At 60.3% G+C, this 18,940-nt stretch carries 15 protein-coding genes, 1 rRNA gene and 3 pseudogenes; 13 read left to right on the forward strand and 6 right to left on the reverse strand.

Annotation, left to right across the window (positions count from 1 at the left end; translation table 11 throughout):
- Nucleotides 1-280 precede the first annotated feature (280 nt).
- Nucleotides 281-394: ribosomal RNA gene (gene rrf, locus AB3X95_RS20385) — 5S ribosomal RNA — on the forward strand.
- A gap of 73 nt (nt 395-467) precedes the next feature.
- Here rrf and AB3X95_RS20390 read toward each other — a convergent pair.
- The 3 genes from AB3X95_RS20390 to AB3X95_RS20400 are packed head-to-tail and all read right to left on the reverse strand — an operon-like array spanning nt 468 to nt 4,967.
- On the reverse strand, nt 468-1,664 hold the full coding sequence (locus tag AB3X95_RS20390) for a lipocalin-like domain-containing protein (protein WP_368622562.1): 1,197 nt from the start codon (nt 1,662-1,664) through the stop codon (nt 468-470).
- Complete coding sequence (locus tag AB3X95_RS20395) at nt 1,664-4,243, reverse strand: FtsX-like permease family protein (RefSeq protein ID WP_368622390.1); 2,580 nt, start codon at nt 4,241-4,243, stop codon at nt 1,664-1,666. Before AB3X95_RS20395 ends, AB3X95_RS20390 begins: the two co-directional genes overlap by 1 nt.
- Nucleotides 4,233-4,967, reverse strand: coding sequence for an ABC transporter ATP-binding protein (locus AB3X95_RS20400; RefSeq protein ID WP_176125283.1), 735 nt, complete (start codon nt 4,965-4,967; stop codon nt 4,233-4,235). Before AB3X95_RS20400 ends, AB3X95_RS20395 begins: the two co-directional genes overlap by 11 nt.
- 680 nt (nt 4,968-5,647) lie before the next feature.
- Between AB3X95_RS20400 and AB3X95_RS20405 the strand changes: the two genes are divergently transcribed.
- The 6 genes and pseudogenes from AB3X95_RS20405 to AB3X95_RS20430 form a co-directional block, all read left to right on the forward strand.
- Entirely contained in the window at nt 5,648-7,204 is a 1,557-nt protein-coding gene (locus AB3X95_RS20405; RefSeq protein WP_368622391.1) for an NADH-quinone oxidoreductase subunit M, read from the forward strand.
- Nucleotides 7,205-7,596: 392 nt separating this feature from the next.
- Nucleotides 7,597-8,490 (forward strand): ubiquinol oxidase subunit II, encoded by an 894-nt coding sequence (gene cyoA / locus AB3X95_RS20410; protein ID WP_176369838.1) that lies wholly within the window; start codon nt 7,597-7,599, stop codon nt 8,488-8,490.
- A 3-nt stretch (nt 8,491-8,493) separates the two neighbouring features.
- Nucleotides 8,494-10,515 carry a cytochrome o ubiquinol oxidase subunit I gene (gene cyoB, locus AB3X95_RS20415; RefSeq protein WP_368622392.1) on the forward strand — a complete coding sequence of 674 codons (2,022 nt, stop codon included), beginning with the start codon at nt 8,494-8,496 and terminating at the stop codon, nt 10,513-10,515.
- On the forward strand, nt 10,515-11,120 hold the full coding sequence (gene cyoC, locus AB3X95_RS20420; protein ID WP_184228596.1) for a cytochrome o ubiquinol oxidase subunit III: 606 nt from the start codon (nt 10,515-10,517) through the stop codon (nt 11,118-11,120). Before cyoB ends, cyoC begins: the two co-directional genes overlap by 1 nt.
- The gene (gene cyoD / locus AB3X95_RS20425) at nt 11,121-11,462 is read left to right on the forward strand and encodes a cytochrome o ubiquinol oxidase subunit IV (RefSeq protein ID WP_176369841.1); all 342 of its coding nucleotides are present in this window, start codon (nt 11,121-11,123) and stop codon (nt 11,460-11,462) included.
- Nucleotides 11,463-11,574: 112 nt separating this feature from the next.
- Nucleotides 11,575-11,782, forward strand: a pseudogene (locus tag AB3X95_RS20430) (glycosyltransferase); the annotation flags it as partial.
- Nucleotides 11,783-12,369: 587 nt separating this feature from the next.
- Here AB3X95_RS20430 and AB3X95_RS20435 read toward each other — a convergent pair.
- Nucleotides 12,370-13,587, reverse strand: coding sequence for a chondroitin 4-O-sulfotransferase (locus tag AB3X95_RS20435; protein ID WP_368622393.1), 1,218 nt, complete (start codon nt 13,585-13,587; stop codon nt 12,370-12,372).
- A 103-nt stretch (nt 13,588-13,690) separates the two neighbouring features.
- On the opposite strand from AB3X95_RS20435, the pseudogene AB3X95_RS20440 reads away from it, so the two are divergent.
- The 6 genes and pseudogenes from AB3X95_RS20440 to AB3X95_RS20465 form a co-directional block, all read left to right on the forward strand.
- Nucleotides 13,691-13,834 (forward strand): annotated as a pseudogene (locus AB3X95_RS20440) (N-acetyltransferase); the annotation flags it as partial.
- A gap of 98 nt (nt 13,835-13,932) precedes the next feature.
- Nucleotides 13,933-15,363: a mannose-1-phosphate guanylyltransferase/mannose-6-phosphate isomerase gene (locus AB3X95_RS20445; protein WP_368622394.1), complete on the forward strand. Its 1,431-nt coding sequence runs from the start codon at nt 13,933-13,935 to the stop codon at nt 15,361-15,363.
- 309 nt (nt 15,364-15,672) lie between these two features.
- Nucleotides 15,673-16,101, forward strand: coding sequence for a hypothetical protein (locus AB3X95_RS20450; RefSeq protein ID WP_176125308.1), 429 nt, complete (start codon nt 15,673-15,675; stop codon nt 16,099-16,101).
- An 85-nt stretch (nt 16,102-16,186) separates the two neighbouring features.
- Nucleotides 16,187-16,828 (forward strand): lysozyme, encoded by a 642-nt coding sequence (locus tag AB3X95_RS20455; protein WP_176125309.1) that lies wholly within the window; start codon nt 16,187-16,189, stop codon nt 16,826-16,828.
- Nucleotides 16,812-17,318, forward strand: a complete 507-nt coding sequence (locus AB3X95_RS20460) for a lysozyme inhibitor LprI family protein (protein ID WP_176125310.1) — start codon at nt 16,812-16,814, stop codon at nt 17,316-17,318. The genes AB3X95_RS20455 and AB3X95_RS20460 overlap by 17 nt, the downstream gene beginning before the upstream one ends.
- Nucleotides 17,319-17,462: 144 nt before the next feature.
- Nucleotides 17,463-17,642 (forward strand): annotated as a pseudogene (locus tag AB3X95_RS20465) (carboxymuconolactone decarboxylase family protein); the annotation flags it as partial.
- Between the two features lie 96 nt (nt 17,643-17,738).
- Here AB3X95_RS20465 and AB3X95_RS20470 read toward each other — a convergent pair.
- Together AB3X95_RS20470 and AB3X95_RS20475 are read right to left on the reverse strand one after the other, a co-directional pair.
- The gene (locus tag AB3X95_RS20470) at nt 17,739-17,978 is read right to left on the reverse strand and encodes a hypothetical protein (RefSeq protein ID WP_176105868.1); all 240 of its coding nucleotides are present in this window, start codon (nt 17,976-17,978) and stop codon (nt 17,739-17,741) included.
- A gap of 209 nt (nt 17,979-18,187) precedes the next feature.
- Nucleotides 18,188-18,874, reverse strand: coding sequence for an HAD family phosphatase (locus AB3X95_RS20475; protein ID WP_176125312.1), 687 nt, complete (start codon nt 18,872-18,874; stop codon nt 18,188-18,190).
- Nucleotides 18,875-18,940 lie beyond the last annotated feature (66 nt).

Raw genomic sequence — 18,940 nt, forward strand, 5'->3', positions numbered from 1 at the left:
ACAGTAATGTACTGAGCTAACTGATACTAATTGCCCGTAAGGCTTGATCCTATAACAGGTGTGTTTCGACATGAGTTAGCGCTTTAGCGCTTACTCAGGTCAACCCCCGCAGGGGGCAGGGCGCCAGCATTATCCTGGGCGTTCCCAGCACACAGGTTGAGACCCGTGTTGTGCCAGATTGAACAACACAACCCCCACACGAATCCTTTACGCTTCTTCCCGATTGGCTGTGGCGCGCAGGGTTGACTCCAACCCGGCCGCGACGCAGCAACCCGTCATGCCTGATGACCATAGCGAGTCGGTCCCACCCCTTCCCATCCCGAACAGGACCGTGAAACGACTCCACGCCGATGATAGTGCGGATTGCCCGTGTGAAAGTAGGTAATCGTCAGGCTCCCCCAAAAGCCAGAAACCCCACCCGCAGCGGTGGGGTTTTTGCGTTTACGCGGTCAATTCCGCGCGCTTCACTACTTTCCGATCCGCAGCGCATCCGCGTAACCCGTCAGTTCCAGATAGGCCCGCCCTACATCGGCATTCTGTTGACTCACTCGCACCGCGCCTTCCCAATACACCGCGCCGGTCGACTGTCGTGAGTCGAGTTCCTGATCGTTCATCAGCGGATCGAGTTGCCATGTCAGAGTTCCGGCTCTAACCGTCATCGATACCGGGTACAAAGTATTTGTGTGCGGCGACCGCCACATGCGATGCGGCGTGAACGAAACTTCGCCGGGGCCGAAATTCCTTACCTGCCCATCGGGTCTGCGAAGCGTCGCGTGGGCCCATGTTGCATGTCCATCGCGGCTACGGATCTTGAATGCCATGAGCGCCGAGCCGTCTGTCAAATTGGCGCCGAGCCAATCCCATCCGACCGCATTGGCGTCGAGCAATGTGCTCGACCATTCGTGATCGAGCCATGCGGTACCCGTCACCGCAGCATTGGGCGTCGAGTCGTTTGCAGCCGCGGCCGGGCGCACCACAGTGCCCGTCACGCGGAGTTGCGGTTCGCTGTAGTAATAGCTTGCCTGTTCGGGACGCGGTCCTTTGCGCGAGTAACCGCGCTCGCCCTGAATCAGCGGAGGCTGCGTTGGTGTCAGTTGGAGGTGTAGCGAGAATCCGCTTGCGTCGGCGGTGACCTCGTAGTGACCGTCCGCGGTGCGAATCATTTTCCATGCGTCGAGTTTGACGTCGGTGTTGTCGGGCTTCGCGTAGGAAAGCCCGAGACCTTGCCGGGCGATGCGTTGATCGTGAACGAGATGGCCGATGGCCGGATCGCTCAGCGCAGCGTGCGCAATGATCAGTTGCGAGGGGGCGAAGGCGCTGGGGTCGGCGGCATCGTGACCAGTCGCCGAACGGAAGAACGTGATCTGGAATCCGAGCGGTTGGTGCTCGGGTGTCGTGAGCCAGCCCGTCGCGTACCACCATTCGGTGCGGAATTCCGGATGGGCACCGGTGTCCCGCGGAAACGAGATCAGATGTTCGGGCGTGACTACCGCGAAGGCGGCCGGCGTGGATGCAGAGGAGTCGCTGCTAGCGGCAAAAGAGGGCGACGCAGCGGCTATGCCAACGCAAAGTAGACTCCGAAAAGTTCGATGAGGGTATGGGAGTGAAGATTTGCTGGTACTCCAAAGCAATCGCATCCCCCACGCACGCCGCACAACTCGCATCACCAGTCCTCCTTCACCGCGCGCACGGCATCCACCGACACCGCACCCCGTCCCGCTACCACCGCCGTCGTGCACGACAGCACTAGCATCACCAACGCGACCGTGCCCAGCACGAACCACGGCACATGCAGCGACATGCTCCAGTGAAACGACTGCGGATTGACAACGAACACGAGAATCAGGCTGATCGCGAAACCAAGCGCGAAACCTAGCGCAATGCCGGATGCGGTGAGCAGGCCGCCCTCCGATGCGAGGATCGCAAAAATCTGCGCGCGCGTCACGCCGACGTGGCGCAACATCCCGAACTCGCGGGCGCGCGCGAGCGTCTGCGCGGAAAACGTCGCGGCGACACCGAACAAGCCGATCACGATGGCCACCGCCTCGAGCAGATACGTGACCGCGAAACTGCGATCGAAGATGACCAGCGTGCGCGCACGGATCTCCCCCGGTTGCGACATCTCGAGCGAAGCGCCGAACGGCAACGCCTTCAAACTTGCGACGACGCGTTCGACACTCACGCCCGGCTCGACGGTCACGGCGACATCGGTTGCGGCGGAGTCGCCGGTGAGCCGCCGATAATCGCCAAGCCGGATCTGAATCGCGCCACTCTGCCGCGCGTAGTCGCGCCAGACGCCGGCGACGACGAACATCTGATCATGCTCGCCGAGCGGCAACCGCACACGTTGACCTAACTGATACCCATACAGGTCGACCATTGCTTCGGAAACCCAAATAGGTATGTCTCCGGTGCGAAGCGCGGACGGCGACAGCACCGCGCCGGTCATCTGCAGGGTCGCGCCCGGATCGGCCGCATCGATCTCGCGGGCGAGCAGCGCGACGTCCGGGCGGGCGGGATCGAGCGTCAGATGCGTGATGCGCGAAAACGCAGCGTGGCGGATGCCGGGGACCGTCGCGATGCGCGTCTGTTGGTCGGGCCGCAAGCCGCCACTGTCACCACTATTGCCGCCGGAGGTTAGGCGCACATAGAGATCCGCGGACAGCAGATGCGTGATCCAGTCGTCGACGGATACGCGGAAACTGGCCACCATGATCGCCATCGCGACGATTAGCGCGAAGCTCGACAGCACGCCGCCCATCGCGATCGACGCCTGCCCCGACGCATTCGCGAGACGCGCAATCGCGAGCGTAGTCGTCGCGCCCGCGCGGCGTCGCGCGCCGCGCACACGGCTCGCCGCACCAAAAATCAGCGCGGTCACGCGCGGCATCAGTGCGATGCCGCCGACGAGCAGCAACGCGACCGCCAGATAACCAGCAATCGGCGCATCGAACCACGGCGGCACGCGCGTCAGCGCGGCGGCCGCCAGCAAACAGCCGAAGGCCGGCCACGGCGTCGCGAGCCGCGCCAGCGCGGTTTCCTCGGCGCCGGCCTTGAGTGCCGCGGCAGGCCGTGCGCGTGCCGCGTCGATGGCGGGCGCGACGCTGCCCAACACCGACACCGCGACCCCGAGCGCGAGAAACACCGCGCTCGCGAGCGGCTCGAAACCGACTCGCGGTTGCACACCCGGAAAATAGCCGCCGCCAAGATCGCTGCCGAAAAAGCGCAGCGCACCGCTTGCCATCGCGTAGCCGAGCGCAAGTCCAAACAACGAACCGAGTAGCCCGAGCAGCGCGCCTTCGAGCAGAATCTGCCGCAATAGCTGAACTCGCGTGAGGCCGATCACACGCAGCATTGCGAACTGCGAGCGGCGTCGCACGACACCGAGCGCCTGCGTCGAAAACACGAGGAACGCGCCTGTGAACAGCGCGACCAGTGCGAGCACATTCATGTTGATCCGGTAAGCACGCGACAGGCGATCGGTGCGGCTCTCAGTATCGTGCGTTTCGGCGACTACCCAGGCACTGCCGAGCCGCTGTTGCAGATCGCGTTTGAAGCGTTGCCGATCGACACCGCGTTCGAGTTGCACGTCGACGCGCGACAGCTTGCCCACCTTGCCGAACCGCCATTGCGCGGCGGCGATGTCCATCACCGCGAGCCGTTGACCCGGCCGCGTGCGCACGAGCCCGCCCGCGACGCGCAACTGCAGATCCGAGGTGCCGACCCGCAGCGTCACGTCGTCGCCGGTCTTGACGTTCAGCCATTGCTGCGCGGCCGTCGACAGAAATATCGCATCGGAGGCGAGCGTGTCGAACGGGCGCTCAGGCGAGGGTACGCCGATCAGATCGGGCGTGATCCGGCTCGCCTTGAAGACGTCGATGCCGAGAACGGGCAGTGCACCGTTGCGGCCGGGCACCGCGACGTCGAGCGCGAGCACGGGACTCGCTAGCGCCACGCCCGGCTCGTTGGCCAGCAGCGGATAAAGGGACTCGTCGGCGAAAGGCTGCGCGCCGCGCACTTGCAGATCCGCTTCCCCGGACAGACTGCGCGCGGCCGCGGAGAATTCATTGAAGGCCGCGCTGTTGATCAATTGCACCGCGTAGCCGAGCGCGACGCCGAGCGCGATCGTCGCGATGGCGACGAGTGCGCGTCCGCGATGGCTGCGCCATTCCGCGGCCAGTAGCCAGCGTGCGAGAACGCGATAGCCGGGCGCGCGCGGCAGTGGCTGAAGGTCAGCGGCCATCGTCGGTCGAGCGGGCCGCGGCGGGCGCGACGTTCGCGGCTTTATCGCGCGCGGCATGCAAGCCGCCGTCGCTCAGGATCAGTACGCGGTCGGCCACGGCTGCCGCGGCTTCCGAATGCGTGACCATGATGGTCGCCGCGCCGGTCGCCTTGCTTTGCGCGCGGAATAGGCCGAGTACGTCGTGCGCGGTCGCGGGATCGAGGTTGCCGGTCGGTTCGTCGGCGAGAAGCAGCGTTGGACGATGCACGAGTGCGCGTGCAATGGCTACGCGCTGCAATTCGCCACCGGAGAGATCGCGCGGAAAGTCGTCGCCGCGTCCGCCGAGCCCGACCGCCGCGAGCATGTCGAGCGCGGCGGCCGTCGGAAGATCGTTGAGCAGCAGTGGCAGCGCGACGTTCTGCGCGAGCGTCAGATGCGGCAGCACATGAAACGCCTGGAATACGAAGCCGAGCTTCTGGCGGCGCAGACGCGTCGCGGCGTTATCGTCGAGTTGCTCGACCGGGCGTCCGTCGATCAGCACACTGCCGCTATCGGCGCGGTCGAGTCCCGCGATCAGGTTGAGCAACGTCGACTTGCCAACGCCCGAGTCGCCCATGATCGCGACGAACTCTCCCGCAGCGAGCGTGAAGTCGAGCTGCGCGAGCACGATGCGGCCGGTGCCGTACCGCTTGCTGAGGCCGCGGCATTCGAGTGCGGGTACGACGTCGTCGTCACGAAGCGCCATGCGAGGAGATCCGGAAAAGGGGCCGGGCGAGGGGCGCCGGCCAGGCGAAATGAGTGTGCCTCGCCGCGCGAATTTCCGCAGCAGCTGCCAGGCGAAACGCCGTTTTTCGTAAGGCAAATGGAAGATTGGCGCGCCTCGGTAGAACAGGTTCAGCGCATCTTGATCCGAGGCGCTCGGCATCGTTGCCCCTGTTCGCCGGTCGATTCAGACCGCCCGGACAAAAAATTTTTTGTCGTCGACAACGCAAATTCTTGTTCAAATGCGGGTCGTTGCCGCCGGCCGAAAAGGACCGTCCAGCACGATCCGTTCCAGCCGAACCGGCCCCACAAACAGGTGATGCCTAAAAGCGGCCAACCTCCGGGTAATTGCCGGCTTTTGCTGCCAAATTATCAATTGTTTGCGGGGCCTTTGTAACAAGGTGAAAACGCACATTTTGATGCGTTTTGCAAGCGTCCTCGTCGCAACAATCTAATCCGAAGGGATTTGTTCGCTGCTGCGATGCAAAATTATTCTTATCTTGGTAATCTCCCACCCTCGGTCGGTCGGCTGCGGGTAAACGTGTAGCGGGAAACCCCTCCACGCGTCAATTTCAGCGCACTCCAACTTACATTTCAATTTCAATGCCTGCTGTTTTGGCGGCATTGACGCAGCGTTTTGTACTTCAAGTTTTGACAGAGCACATGCCATTGCCTCTTCTAAGTCTTCTCATCTGGATCCCCATCGTCGCCGGCTTCGTGGTTCTGCGCGCCGGGTCCGACGCGGCGCGTAATCGCACGCGCTGGCTCGCGCTGATCGGCGCGGTGGCGGGTTTCTTGCCGGTGATTCCGGTCGTGGCGAATTTCCGCAACGACGTGACCTCGATGCAGTTCGTCGAGAACGTCCGCTGGTCGCCGACGTTCGATATCGCATGGCATGTGGGAATCGACGGGATTTCGCTGTGGCTCGTCGCGCTGACCGCGCTGACTACGATCATCATCGTGATCGCGTCGTGGGAGTCGATCACCCAGCGTACCGCGCAGTACTACGGCGCGTTCCTGATGCTGTCGGGTTTCATGCAAGGCGTGTTCACGTCGCTCGACGGCATGATGTTCTTCATTGCATTCGAGGCGACGCTGATCCCGCTATATCTGCTGATCGGCACGTACGGTCACAAGAATCGCACGTATGCGGCGGTGAAGTTCTTCTTCGTGTCGTTACTCGGCTCGCTGATGATGCTGATGTCGCTGCTCTATCTGTACAGCCAGACGCACAGCTTCGACCTCGCCGTGTGGCGCGAAGCGCATCTCGACATGGTGCCGCAGACGCTGATCTTCCTCGGCTTTCTCGCCGCGTTCGGCGTGAAGGTGCCGATGTGGCCGCTGCACACGTGGCTGCCCGACGTGCACCTCGACGGCCCGACCGGCGCCGCGGTGATGATCGGCATGCTGAAGATCGGCGGCTACGGTCTGCTGCGTTTTGCGCTGCCGATCGCGCCGCAAGCGAGCCACTTCTTTGCGCCGATGATGATCACGCTGTCGCTCGTCGCGGTGATCTATTCGAGCCTGCTCGCGCTCGTGCAAACCGACATGCGCCGCCTGCTCGCGTATTCGACGGTCGCGCATATGGGCCTCGTCACGCTCGGTCTGTTCGTCTTCAACCGCTTCGGCCAGGCCGGCGCAATCGTGCAGATGATCTCCTATGGCGTGGTGTCCGGCGCGATGCTGTTGTGCACCGGCATGCTGTTCGACCGCACGAAAAGCGCATCGATCGCCGAATACGGTGGCGTCGCCAACACGATGCCGCGCTTTGCCGCTTTCGTGATGCTGTTCTCGATGGCCAACATCGGTCTGCCGGGCACGTCGGGTTTCGTCGGCGAATTCATGGTGCTGATGGGCGCGATCCGCTTCAACTTCTGGATCGGCGCGATCGCCGCGACCACGCTGATCCTGAGCGCGGCCTACACGCTGTGGATGTATAAGCGCGTGATCTTCGGCGCGATCGCCAATGCGCGCGTCGCGAATCTGAAGGACCTCGGCAAGCGCGAGTTCGCGCTGCTCGGTGCGTTGGCGTTGCTGGTGCTCGCGATCGGTCTCAATCCGAAGCCGTTTACCGATGCGATCGATCCGTCGGTCGGCACGCTGCTCGCGCAATCCGAACGCTCGGCGCTTCCTTCTGACAACGTGCCGGTCGAAGCTGGCGAGCATCTGCAGGCGGCGGCGCCCGGACCGGCACCCGTCGCCACGCACAATCCGGGTTAAAAGAACAGAGCGCAAGAACCGTTGTCGCATCCGCGCGTCAGGATGCGGCGACGGCTTTTGCGCTTTTGCGCGTCGCTACGAATCCCTTTGTGAATGCATGCTCGACGAAGTACTGCGAAACCGCTGCGCGTCCGGCGGTTTTCCAGTGCTTATTTGAAGGGGATCTTGCGATGCGTCAACTTTTAGATGCTTCGTTTTGAAGCGTCGCAAACGACGCTGGTGAATAGGGTGTGCGGGGAAATGCGGCAACGTGTCGCACTGCGGCGCGATGCAATAGATCGTTGCAAATTCGAGTGTTTATTAGCATTCGATGCCCCCCTATTATGCGAGCGCTTATTACTGGAGAGCCGTCGAATGACGTTCGTTGAAGTCAAAAAAACGAGGCAGTGGATATGAAAGGACGGGCGCTGGGAAGGCCGGCAAGTTTCATTTCCGCCAGCCTCATGTTGCTGCTTTCGGGTTGCAGCAACCTCGATATTCTGAATCCGAAGGGGAGTGTGGGACTCGCGGAGCGTGATCTGATCGCGACTTCGGTGTGGGCCATGCTGATTGTCGTGGTGCCGGTCATTCTGATGACACTGTTTTTCGCGTGGCGTTATCGCGCGTCGAACAGAAACGCTGAATACAAACCGGGGTGGACGCATTCCACCGCGATCGAAGTCGTCGTCTGGACGATTCCGGCGCTGATCATTTTGTTCCTCGCCGTGTTGACGTGGAAGAGCACGCATGAGCTCGATCCGTATCGTCCGCTCGAGTCGCAGGTCAAGCCGATCAACGTCGAAGTCGTCGCGCTCGACTGGAAGTGGCTGTTCATCTACCCGGACCTCGGTATCGCATCGGTGAACCAGCTCGCGATCCCGGTCGGCACGCCGGTGAACTTCCGGATTACGTCGGACACGGTGATGAACTCATTCTTCATCCCGCAGTTGGGCGGCCAGATCTACGCGATGGCAGGCATGCAGACTCGCCTGCACCTGATCGCCGATCACACCGGCGACTACGCGGGCCTCGCGGCGAACTTCAGCGGCAAGGGCTTCTCGGACATGAAGTTCCGTACGCTCGCCTCGTCGCCTGAAGAATTCAACGCCTGGGTTGAGAAGGTGCGCGCTTCGTCGGACCGCCTCGACATGGACCGCTATCACGCGGTGTCGGAGCCGAGCGAAAAGGACCCTGTGCGGTACTTCTCGACCGTCGATCCGAAGCTCTTCAACAACATCATTGCCAAATACAACAACGGCAACGTCATCGACAACATGAAAGACGCCAACTGTGCGCCTAAGGGGTAACTCATGTTCGGAAAACTAACTCTCGATGCGATTCCGTATCACGAGCCCATCATCGTCACGGCGGGCGCCGGCATGGCCCTCGCCGCACTGGCGGTGCTCGGCGGAATCACGTATTTCGGCAAATGGCGCTACCTGTGGAGCGAATGGCTGACGTCCGTCGACCATAAGAAGATCGGTGTCATGTACATCGTCGTTGCGTTCATCATGCTGTTGCGCGGCTTTGCCGACGCAATCATGATGCGTATGCAACTGGCGCTGTCGTACCTGAGCCCAGGCTATCTGCCGCCGCATCACTACGACCAGATCTTCACCGCGCACGGCGTCATCATGATCTTCTTCATGGCGATGACGTTCATGATCGGTTTGATGAACATCATCGTGCCGCTGCAGATCGGCGCGCGCGACGTCGCTTTCCCATTCATCAACTCGCTGAGCTTCTGGCTGACGGCAGTCAGCGCGATCCTGATCAACATTTCGCTGGTGGTTGGTGAATTTGCACAGACGGGCTGGCTCGCTTATCCGCCCCTGTCGGAATTGCAGTTCAGTCCAGGTGTCGGCGTCGATTACTACCTGTGGAGTCTGCAGATCTCCGGTGTCGGCACGTTGCTGACTGGTGTGAACTTCTTCGTGACGATCGTGAAGATGCGCGCTCCGGGCATGTCGTGGATGAAGATGCCGGTGTTCACGTGGACCTCGTTGTGCGCGAACGTGCTGATCATGGCGTCGTTCCCGATCCTGACCGTCACGCTCGCGCTGCTCGGTCTCGACCGTTACCTCGGCATGCACTTCTTCACGAACGAAGCCGGCGGCAACGCAATGCTGTACCTGAACCTGATCTGGGCATGGGGTCACCCCGAGGTGTACATCCTGGTCCTGCCGGCGTTCGGTATTTTCTCGGAAGTCGTCGCGACCTTCGCGAAGAAGCCGCTGTTCGGCTACAAGACGATGGTCTGGGCGACCTGCGCGATCATGGTGCTGTCGTTTCTCGTGTGGCTGCATCACTTCTTCACGATGGGTTCGGGCGCGGACGTGAACGCGTTCTTCGGCATCGCGACGATGGTGATCTCGATTCCGACCGGCGTTAAGGTGTTCAACTGGCTGTTTACGATCTACAAGGGCCGTCTGCGATTCACGACGCCGGTACTGTGGACGATCGGCTTCATCATCACGTTCACGATCGGCGGTATGACCGGCGTGATGCTGGCGATTCCGGGCGCGGACTTCATGCTGCACAACAGCCTGTTCCTGATCGCTCACTTCCACAACGTGATTATCGGTGGCGTGCTGTTCGGCTATCTGGCTGGCTTCAACTACTGGTTCCCGAAGGCGTTCGGCTTCAAGCTGAACGAGAAGCTCGGCAAGGCCGCGTTCTGGTTCTGGCAGATTGGTTTCTGGGTCGCATTCACGCCGCTGTACGTGCTCGGCTTCATGGGCGCGACTCGTCGTCTGAATCACTACGACAACCCGGATTGGCATCCGTGGATGATCATCGCCGCGTTCGGCGCGGTGCTGATCGCAATCGGTATCGCTTGCCAGCTGCTGCAACTGGTCGTCAGCATCCGCGATCGCAACAAGATGGAAAACCGCGACCTCACGGGCGATCCGTGGGACGGTCATACGCTGGAATGGGCGACGAGCTCGCCGCCGCCGGTTTATAACTTCGCTCACATCCCGGACGTCCGCTCGCTCGACGCGTTCAGCGAAATGAAGTCGCGCAAGGGCGGTGTCAAAGTGCCGGCGTATCGCGACATTCACATGCCGTCGAATACGTCCGCGGGTCTGCTGGTGGGGCTGTTCTCGCTGGTGCTCGGATTTGCAGCCGTGTGGCACATCTGGTGGCTCGCGATCGTTGGCCTGGTTGGCACGATCGCCACCGTGATCGTGTACAGCTTCATGGACAACGACGGCTATTACATTCCGGCGGACACTGTCGCGCTGATTGAAGAGAAACGCAACGGCGGTGCTGGCGCCGTGGCCGGTGTCGGCGCAGGTGTCGGCAAGCAGGTCGCGCTGGAGGTGGACTGATGTTACAGAAGACTATTGCGGTTGAGCCGCATCTCGCGCCGGACCACGTGCCGTCGCACTCGGTGTTCGGCTTTTGGGTGTACCTGATGACCGACTGCATCATCTTCGCGGCACTGTTCGCAGTGTTCGCGGTGATGAGCCAGCAGTTCGCGGGCGGTCCGAGCGGTAAGGAGCTGTTCGAGATCCCCGGCGTCGCGCTCGAAACGACGATGCTGCTGCTCTCGAGTATCACCTACGGCTTCGCGATGCTCGGCGCGCACAAGAACCGCAAGGGCGCGCTGCTCGGCTGGCTCGGCGTGACGTTCCTGCTGGGCTTCGCGTTCCTCGTGCTGGAAATGCGTGAGTTTTCGCACATGATCGCCGAAGGCGCAGGTCCGAGCCGTAGCGCGTTCCTGTCGTCGTTCTTCACCCTGGTCGGCACGCACGGTCTGCACGTGACGTTCGGCCTGATCTGGATGGTGGTGCTGGCGCTGCAGGTGATGCGTCATCGCGACCTGACCGAACGCGACATGATCCGTCTGACGTGCCTGAGCCTTTTCTGGCACTTCCTCGACGTCGTGTGGATCGGCGTTTTCACCTTTGTCTATCTTGCGAGCGTGATCTAAATGGACCATAGCCATAGCGCCCATGGCGCACACTCGGAAGGCGGTCACGGCAGCTTCGGCAGCTACATGACGGGCTTCGTGCTCTCCGTCATTCTGACCGTCGCGGCATTCGCGATCGTAATGACCGGTACGTTGAGCGGCCATAGTGCGTTGTTCGCGATCGCGGGCCTCGCGCTTGTGCAGATCCTCGTGCACTTGGTGTTCTTCCTGCATATGAACACGTCGTCGTCGCAGCGCTGGAACGTGACGGCGTTTGTGTTCACCGTGCTGACCGCGGTTATCGTGGTGGGCGGCACGTTGTGGGTGATGCACAACGTCAGTATGAACATGATGTCGCGTTAAGCGGATAACGCTTTAGCGTTAGCATCGATAAAAAAGCCCCGCAAGATTGAAATCTTGCGGGGCTTTTGCTTTGTCTGGACGGTTTGTTTTTTTACTGTGCTCGTGGCGCGCGGAATACGAAAACGTCATCGATATGCAGGAGTGTTGCGAATCGCCAAAGGCCGTCGCAATGGAAGAAGCCCACTGCTTCGACGAAAAGCTACATGCGTATCTGCAACACTGTCGGGGCACTGCTTTTTCCGTCGTTCGTCGAAGGTTGCGGGATGCCGCTCGCCGAAGCGCTCGATTTCAAAGTACCGATACTCGAGAGTGAGTGCGATTTCGATCCGTCGCGTCGATGCCGGGGCGCCAGCGGACTGAGCCCCTGTCAGGTTCAAGCACAGCGTCTACGCGCGTAGAGCGCATCGGAACGTTGCGTATCTGTTTGCAGATAGAAGGTATTAAGAACTTCCGGTCAAACCATGGTACCCCTGGAGGCATGACAAGAGAGAACCCAAAGACCTTATACGACAGACGTATCAGACGAGGAATGGAGCTTCGTGGCAGCTCATCTGACGTTAGCGGAGGAGAGTGCGCCACAGCGTGATATGAGTTGTGCGAGATGTTCAAGGGTCGCGTTGGACGGCTAGTGCTGCGGCTGCGTGGCCGATGATGCCGACCAACCTTCCGCTGCGGCAACTAACACCGTCTGGCCGCCTTCGGCAATCGCGTCCCCCGTTCGCCGTACTTGCCCCGAGACGCATACTTGGAGCAACCCCGTGAATCTCCGGATACCGCCTCACGCTTGAGTTGATGAATCGGTCGTGTGCTTGAGCTCGGGTGGCGGGCGGTACTTCCGCACGTTACGAGGATGATGTTCGTTGTAGTGCTGAAACGCGAGCGAGCACGACGGGACCCGGACGGCGTCTCACGCCATATGCCAACCCCGCTGCCAGGTCCCCGCAGATCGTATCGTTTGCGCAGATCCCGCAATCTTGACTCTGAATCCCTCCTGCGCCTCCTCCGGTAACCGAACAGCAAAGCCACAACGCTCGGACGCATAGCCGGCAGCAGCCACATCCGGCCGCGGGTTGCCAGTCAGCGTCGTCGCAACCAGCTTTTCCCGTACCCATATTTCAATCGGTACGCATTTGTCCGGTACGCTTAGATTCACCGCCCAGCCGTGCACCATGTCGTCGTTCACTGCGTCCACGAAACCATCGAACAGGTCGCCACATTCGCGGCGACGCGATTGCGCCAGCTCAATATATGCATCGATCGGAGAGAGATCAGCCGAAGTAGCGACCTCGCGCACCATACGTAGATGATTTTCGTCGAATCCGAACATGTTCGACTTGCCGGTATAAATATAGGGATTGTCGAGAGCATCGATCCGCCGCTGAATCTGGCGAACAGCTTCTATGGCCCGGGTATAGATAGCGCCGTACGACTCCCTTTCCCGTGCGATCTCATCGCACACATACTGGTACAACTCGTAGTCCAGGTGATTGTCTTCGACAAATTTTTCACGGGCTCGCTCGGATAGCGGCGAGCGCTCTTTGGGCACGCCTTCCGTCACATTCGTCCGGATGAAGAACGGTAAACGCATTCCGGTTCTACCGCAAAGACGAAGCAGAAAATCGCTCATGTCTTCACAGAGACCGACTGTCGGGATATGTTGCCGGACGTTCTCAATCGCGATTTCGAGGCTTTCACGGTTCACGCGGCCATGACCGCTCAGCATATGCACGAACAGATTCTTGCCGCTGCACGATTCGCCCACCCAATCGTCCAGAGACAATTCACCGCCTTGCGCCAGCGCTTCAGCCTCGGAAACCGAAACTCCGCGCGCGACGCCCCCGTTTTTTCCATTACGCGCGAACCAGTAATGCGAGATCTGCCGCCTGAGCGGCTCGCGCAAAATACTGCAATATTCCAACGGCATCTTGAGGTCTCGATGAATGCCGATAGGATCATGACCGCCGCCGATTCCGCTTGCCAAAAATCGCTCTCGCGTTTTTTCCTGAGATACACCACCCCATACGAAATTGATGAACTTATCGCGATCGAGATTAATGTCAAAAAATGAAATAACAGTGGAACCGCCACATTTCGGCGGATGTATGAAGAACAGAGGTTTGCTCACGTAGGTTATTGCTATGTGTTGGCTAGCCTCAATTTTAAATCCAACGGCGGGCCCGAGGTGTAACAACCAGTTGTGATATAAAGCCGCGCAGCCCCCGAAAAGGCTCGATGTACTGGTGAGCAACAAGCCCGCATAGGCGCTGTACCGGCGTCTCGGCTTCGTCGAATTGCCGCGCAGGGCACCGATCTCGGCGCGCCTGCCGCGCGAGCTCGAATCGGTGCGAATGGGGTGGGTGGGGGAAGAATAACGGGCGCCGTAACAAAGACGGCCTGCAAGATGCGACGCAATCACGAGGCAGATGCCCGATGCAGTCGATTCATAAGACACAAACGAGGACCTGAAAACATGCACATCCATCCGGTAGTTCTTTGCGGCGGCAGCGGCACGCGACTGTGGCCGATGTCGCGCGGCGGCTATCCGAAGCAGTACCTCGCACTGACAGGCGAACACACGCTGGTCCAGCAAACCGTGTTGCGCTTGCGCGGCATCGATGGTGTCACCGCGCCGATCGTCGTCACGAACAACGAGCAGCGTTTTCTTGTCGCTGAACAACTGCGCCAGGTCGACGTGGGCTCCGCAAACATCGTGCTGGAGCCGGCAAGCCGCAACACGGCGCCGGCCATCGCCGTGGCCGCGTTGCTCGCCTTGCGCGACACGCCAGACGCTTTGCTGCTCGTGCTGCCGTCCGATCATGTGATCGCGGGCGAGGCCGCATTCGTCAAGGCGGTCGAAGCGGCCGCGCAGATCGCGAAGGATGGACGTCTGGTCACGTTCGGCATCACGCCGACCGAGCCGCATACCGGCTACGGCTACATTCGCGCGGGTGCGCCGCTGATCGACGGCACGCCGACGTTCGCGGTCGATTCGTTCGTCGAGAAGCCCGATGCTGAGACCGCTCGGCGCTTCATCGATGAGGGCCGCTACTACTGGAATAGCGGTATGTTCATGCTGAAAGCGTCGACGTATATGGACGAGTTGCGCCGCTACGAGCCGGAGATCGCGCGTCAGGCCGAGTTGTCGCTGCAGAACGCGCAGCAGGATTACGATTTCGTGCGTCTCGATGCCGAGTCGTTTGCCGCCTGCCCGAATATTTCCGTCGATAACGCGGTGATGGAGAAGACCCAGCGCGCGGCCGTCGTCGCGGTCGCCGATCTCGGCTGGAACGACATCGGTTCGTGGACTGCGCTCGCCGACATCGCCGAGCGCGATGCGCAGAACAACGCATTGATCGGCGACGTGCTGACCGACGCGGTCAGCAACTCGTATATTCGCGCCGAGCATCGGCTCGTGGCCGCGATCGGGCTCGAGAACGTCGTGATCGTCGAGACCGCGGATGCGGTGCTGGTCGCTAATCGTGACCAGGCGCAGAACGTGAAGAAGATCGTCGCGCAGCTCAATGCGATGGGGCGGCACGAATCGGTCACGCATCGTCGCGTGGTGCGGCCTTGGGGTTCGTATGAGGGCATCGATAGCGGCGAGCGCTTCCAGGTCAAGCGCATCGTCGTCAATCCGGGCGCGCAGCTAAGTCTGCAGATGCATCATCATCGCGCCGAGCACTGGATCGTCGTGAAGGGCACAGCGCTCGTGACGAACGGCGACAAGGAAATCATGCTGACCGAGAACCAGTCGACCTATATTCCGCTCGGCGTTACTCACCGGCTGCTGAACCCCGGCAGGATTCCGCTCGAGTTGATCGAGGTGCAGTCGGGCGCGTATCTCGGTGAGGACGATATCGTGCGGTTCGAGGATACGTACGGGCGCGTGGCGAAGGGTTAAAACCCTCGGGGTTTAGCCCCGGCGTCGCGCCTCAAAGGCCATCGGTCGAAAGACCGGTGGCCTTTTTCTATTCATGCGAGCGGATCTGGACACTGACGGCGCGTGCGAAGGGTGAGCGTCGAGCAGATGGTCGACGGGCCGTCGATATAAAGCGTGTGCGGACGTCGGACTTACCTGTCGTTGAACAACGCTCATCATCAGAATCGTAAATAGTTGTCAAAAAGGGCTTATCCCGAATTAATGCGGTTGACCGTGGTCCGTTTCGATGGTTAATTCGCGAGGTATCGCCAGAAAATCTTGAGGAGTGTAATGGCGCAACTGAAACAGCAAAGCAGTGAAACGGATTGGACAGTCGAGGAAGAATGCGACCTTTGCCGTATCACCTATTCGATCTACTCAAACTTCCCGCCGATGCCGCACGCACAGGCGCTGAACGCCGAAACCGGCGAGTTTTTTCCGTTTGACAGGGTTCGTAAGATGAAATCCGGTTATGCCATGGCCGAAGCCCTGGGTTACGCATGGGCATGCAATTGTCGCCGAGGCTCAGGGAATTATTTCGATCAGCGGTTCAGATTGCGCGACAGTGACGGCCGTGCGGTTCCCGATACGTTCTATACGGTCCGCTATCCAACCGGCGAACTGAAGCACGGCGTGACTGATCACGCGGGACGTACAGCCCGCTATAGAACACGCGACGGCCAGCAACTGGCCGTATATCTCGGACACAGGAAGCCTTGATGTCGGGGCGTCTATTACGTTGCCGTCGAACTTGTCAACGGTATTAGCGGTTCGCAGGGGCATACCGCGCGCTACAGGACAGTCGGTGCGCGATGCATTCACATTTACACTGGCCACAGGGGGCGCAATGCCTGATGCAATTGGAAGAGCACTAACAGACACAAACCCGAATTCGTGCGTTGACCTGCGTTGCGATAGGCACGGCAAACCGTGGAAAGCCTCCGATAAAATTAAAACCTTTATGGGTATTTGGGAAAGCGGACGCATGGAGGGCACGACTAGAATATTTCGCGCGGACCATTCGCACATTGATGTGCCGGTATCTGGCGGTATGATCCTGGTGGTTTACCGCGACGACCGTGGAAATCCAACGGTGGGCTGCGGTCACCTTGTTCTCCCTGAGGACAATTTGCAGGTTGGTCAAACAATCACAGTTGCCCGCGCGCGTGATCTTCTGGAGAAGGATTTGAAGCGAATGGAGGAGGCGATGAATAGAAACGTCAGGGTTCTCTTGCATCAGTACGAGTATGACGCACTGGTTAGCATTTGCTTCAATGCGGGCGGCGGTGCGGCGGCGATCGAAATTGCCGGCCGGGTCAATCAAGGCGATTATCAAAACATCGCTGAGTACATCACCACATTTCGTTGCCGCAATCCACGCTTGCGTCAGCGACGGATAACAGAGGCGCGGGTTTTTGCGCAGGGAATATATGATGCAACCCACTAGGTCTTTGACCACATTGACTGCCGCGTGTACTATCGCTGCGTTTGCGTTTAGTTCGATGGTGCACGGTAGAACCGTTTATTCTGAGCCGTTTGACTATAAGAAATTCCCTGCGCCGTCGATCTACTTTGAAGGAAAATCACTCAAGGAAATCGACCAGTTCTGTAAATCCGGTCAAAATGCTTCCGCTGATGATGCGGCTGCGTGCGGGCAATGGGATTTCGAACATTTGAATTCGACACTAAACGCAACTTATGCCAAGGTTCTGAATTCAATAAGAAAGTCGGACAAGGAATTGGCGGAGTATCACGCTCCTTTAGCCGCTCCCGATTTTGTCGGAGCGCAAGAAAGTTGGTTCAAATATCGCGATCGTTACTGTTACTCCTATGTCTATGCGCTCGGTGAAGCATCCGGACGCTACATATATTTCTGGGATTGCATGAAGGAAATCACTGAGGACCGCATCAAGCAGCTGGAAAGATTTTCGCAATGAATATGTCCCGCTTTGGGGGCTTTTGGGCCCGATAGGCATCTCTGATCGAGACGTGTCACAAAGTCAAGCGGCACACTTCGCCTGATCATAGGTCGTCAAGTTCAGTAAGTCAGGAATTGTCCACTTGCTCCCAACCTCGCTACGGTGGCGGTCAGCGTGACGAACAACTGCGGCTATTGCGTCGCGAGCCACACGGCGGTGGCGCGTCGCGCCGGCATGACCGACGAGACGTTCGGCGAACTGCAGGCGATCGTCGGAATGGCTAACGAAACGAACCGGCTTGCGGTCGGCTATCGCGTGCCAATCGATCCTGCTTTCGAGTAAAGCGCACGAAACGCACGCTGCGGCCCGGTCATACCGACCTGGGCCGCAACACATACAGGCTTGCGCTGTCGTACGCAAAGGCGCGAGGCCTCGTGCTTACAGCGGCACGATCTTGCCCGGCTCCGGATGGCAGATCGGGGTGTAGACCGGTCCACACCCAAAGTGCACCGGCGGGCATGGGTTGTAGTGCGGCGGTTCGTAGTGAGGCGGGCTGCACACCGGCGGCTTGTAACACGAAGGCGGGTACTCGCGCGAGTACCCGCCGCGCACGGACTGCGCAGCTGCGTGGTCGAGGTCGTCGCAGCGCGACAGGTCGGCAAGGGTCAAGTTGGACATGATGAATCTCCGGCAACGTTGGATGGGTATCGAGCGCGCAAATGCTTTTCGCTCGGGCGTTCCAGTTGCACGCAACATGCCATGCGGCGGGATTCAACGTCGGTACTGGCGCAAACGCTGATCGACCGCACCTGCGCAGCCGAAAACTGGTCGTGGTTGGCCAACTCGCGTCAGGCCGGTGTCGTTCAACTGCCAACACGTGGGCCGAATCAGCGCGTACTCCATCCCGCGAGTAACGCCGGTAGCTCGGCCATGTCCCTGAACACGTGCACCGCGCCCGCGCCATGCAACGCGGTCGCGCTGCTATGGCCGAGGTGCGTCGGGCAATAGCCGAATACCGTCGCACCCGCCGCAACGCCCGCGGTCGCTCCCGTCACCGTATCCTCGATCACCGCGCAGCGCGCCGGCTCGACGCCGAGTGCCGCGGCCGCGGCGAGGTAGACGTCGGGAAACGGCTTGCTGCGCGGCGTTTCGTGTCCGCTGAAGATGCGCCCGTCGAAGCAGTCGAGGAGGCCGGCCTTCACGAGCTGCAATTCGATTTTGATGCGATCCGCGCCCGACGCCACCGCAATGCGTCCGTTCAACGTTTGGTGCAGTGCGCGCACCGCGAAAGACGCGCCGTCGATCGCGCGCAACTCCTTGTCGAGCGCCACGTTGCGACGCGCGCGGAACTGCGCCAGCCACTCGGCCGTGATGGCAAAGCCGGTGTGCGCCTCGATCAGTTCCGCTTCGTCCTTGACCATCTTGCCGACGAAAATGCGCATCGTCTCTTCGACGCTCATATGCCAGCCGAGCTCGCCGAGCATTTCGGTGAGCACGCGGTTCGTGATGGGTTCGGAATCGACGAGCACGCCGTCGCAGTCGAAGAGCACGGCGTCGAAAGGAAAATCGGCCATCGGGGAGGGTACGGATGAGGTTCGCTAAAGCGGCAAGGATACCCCACCGGCTCGCGGGTCGCAGCG

The sequence above is a fragment of the Paraburkholderia sp. BR13444 genome (assembly GCF_040948755.1).
Lineage (GTDB): Bacteria > Pseudomonadota > Gammaproteobacteria > Burkholderiales > Burkholderiaceae > Paraburkholderia > Paraburkholderia youngii.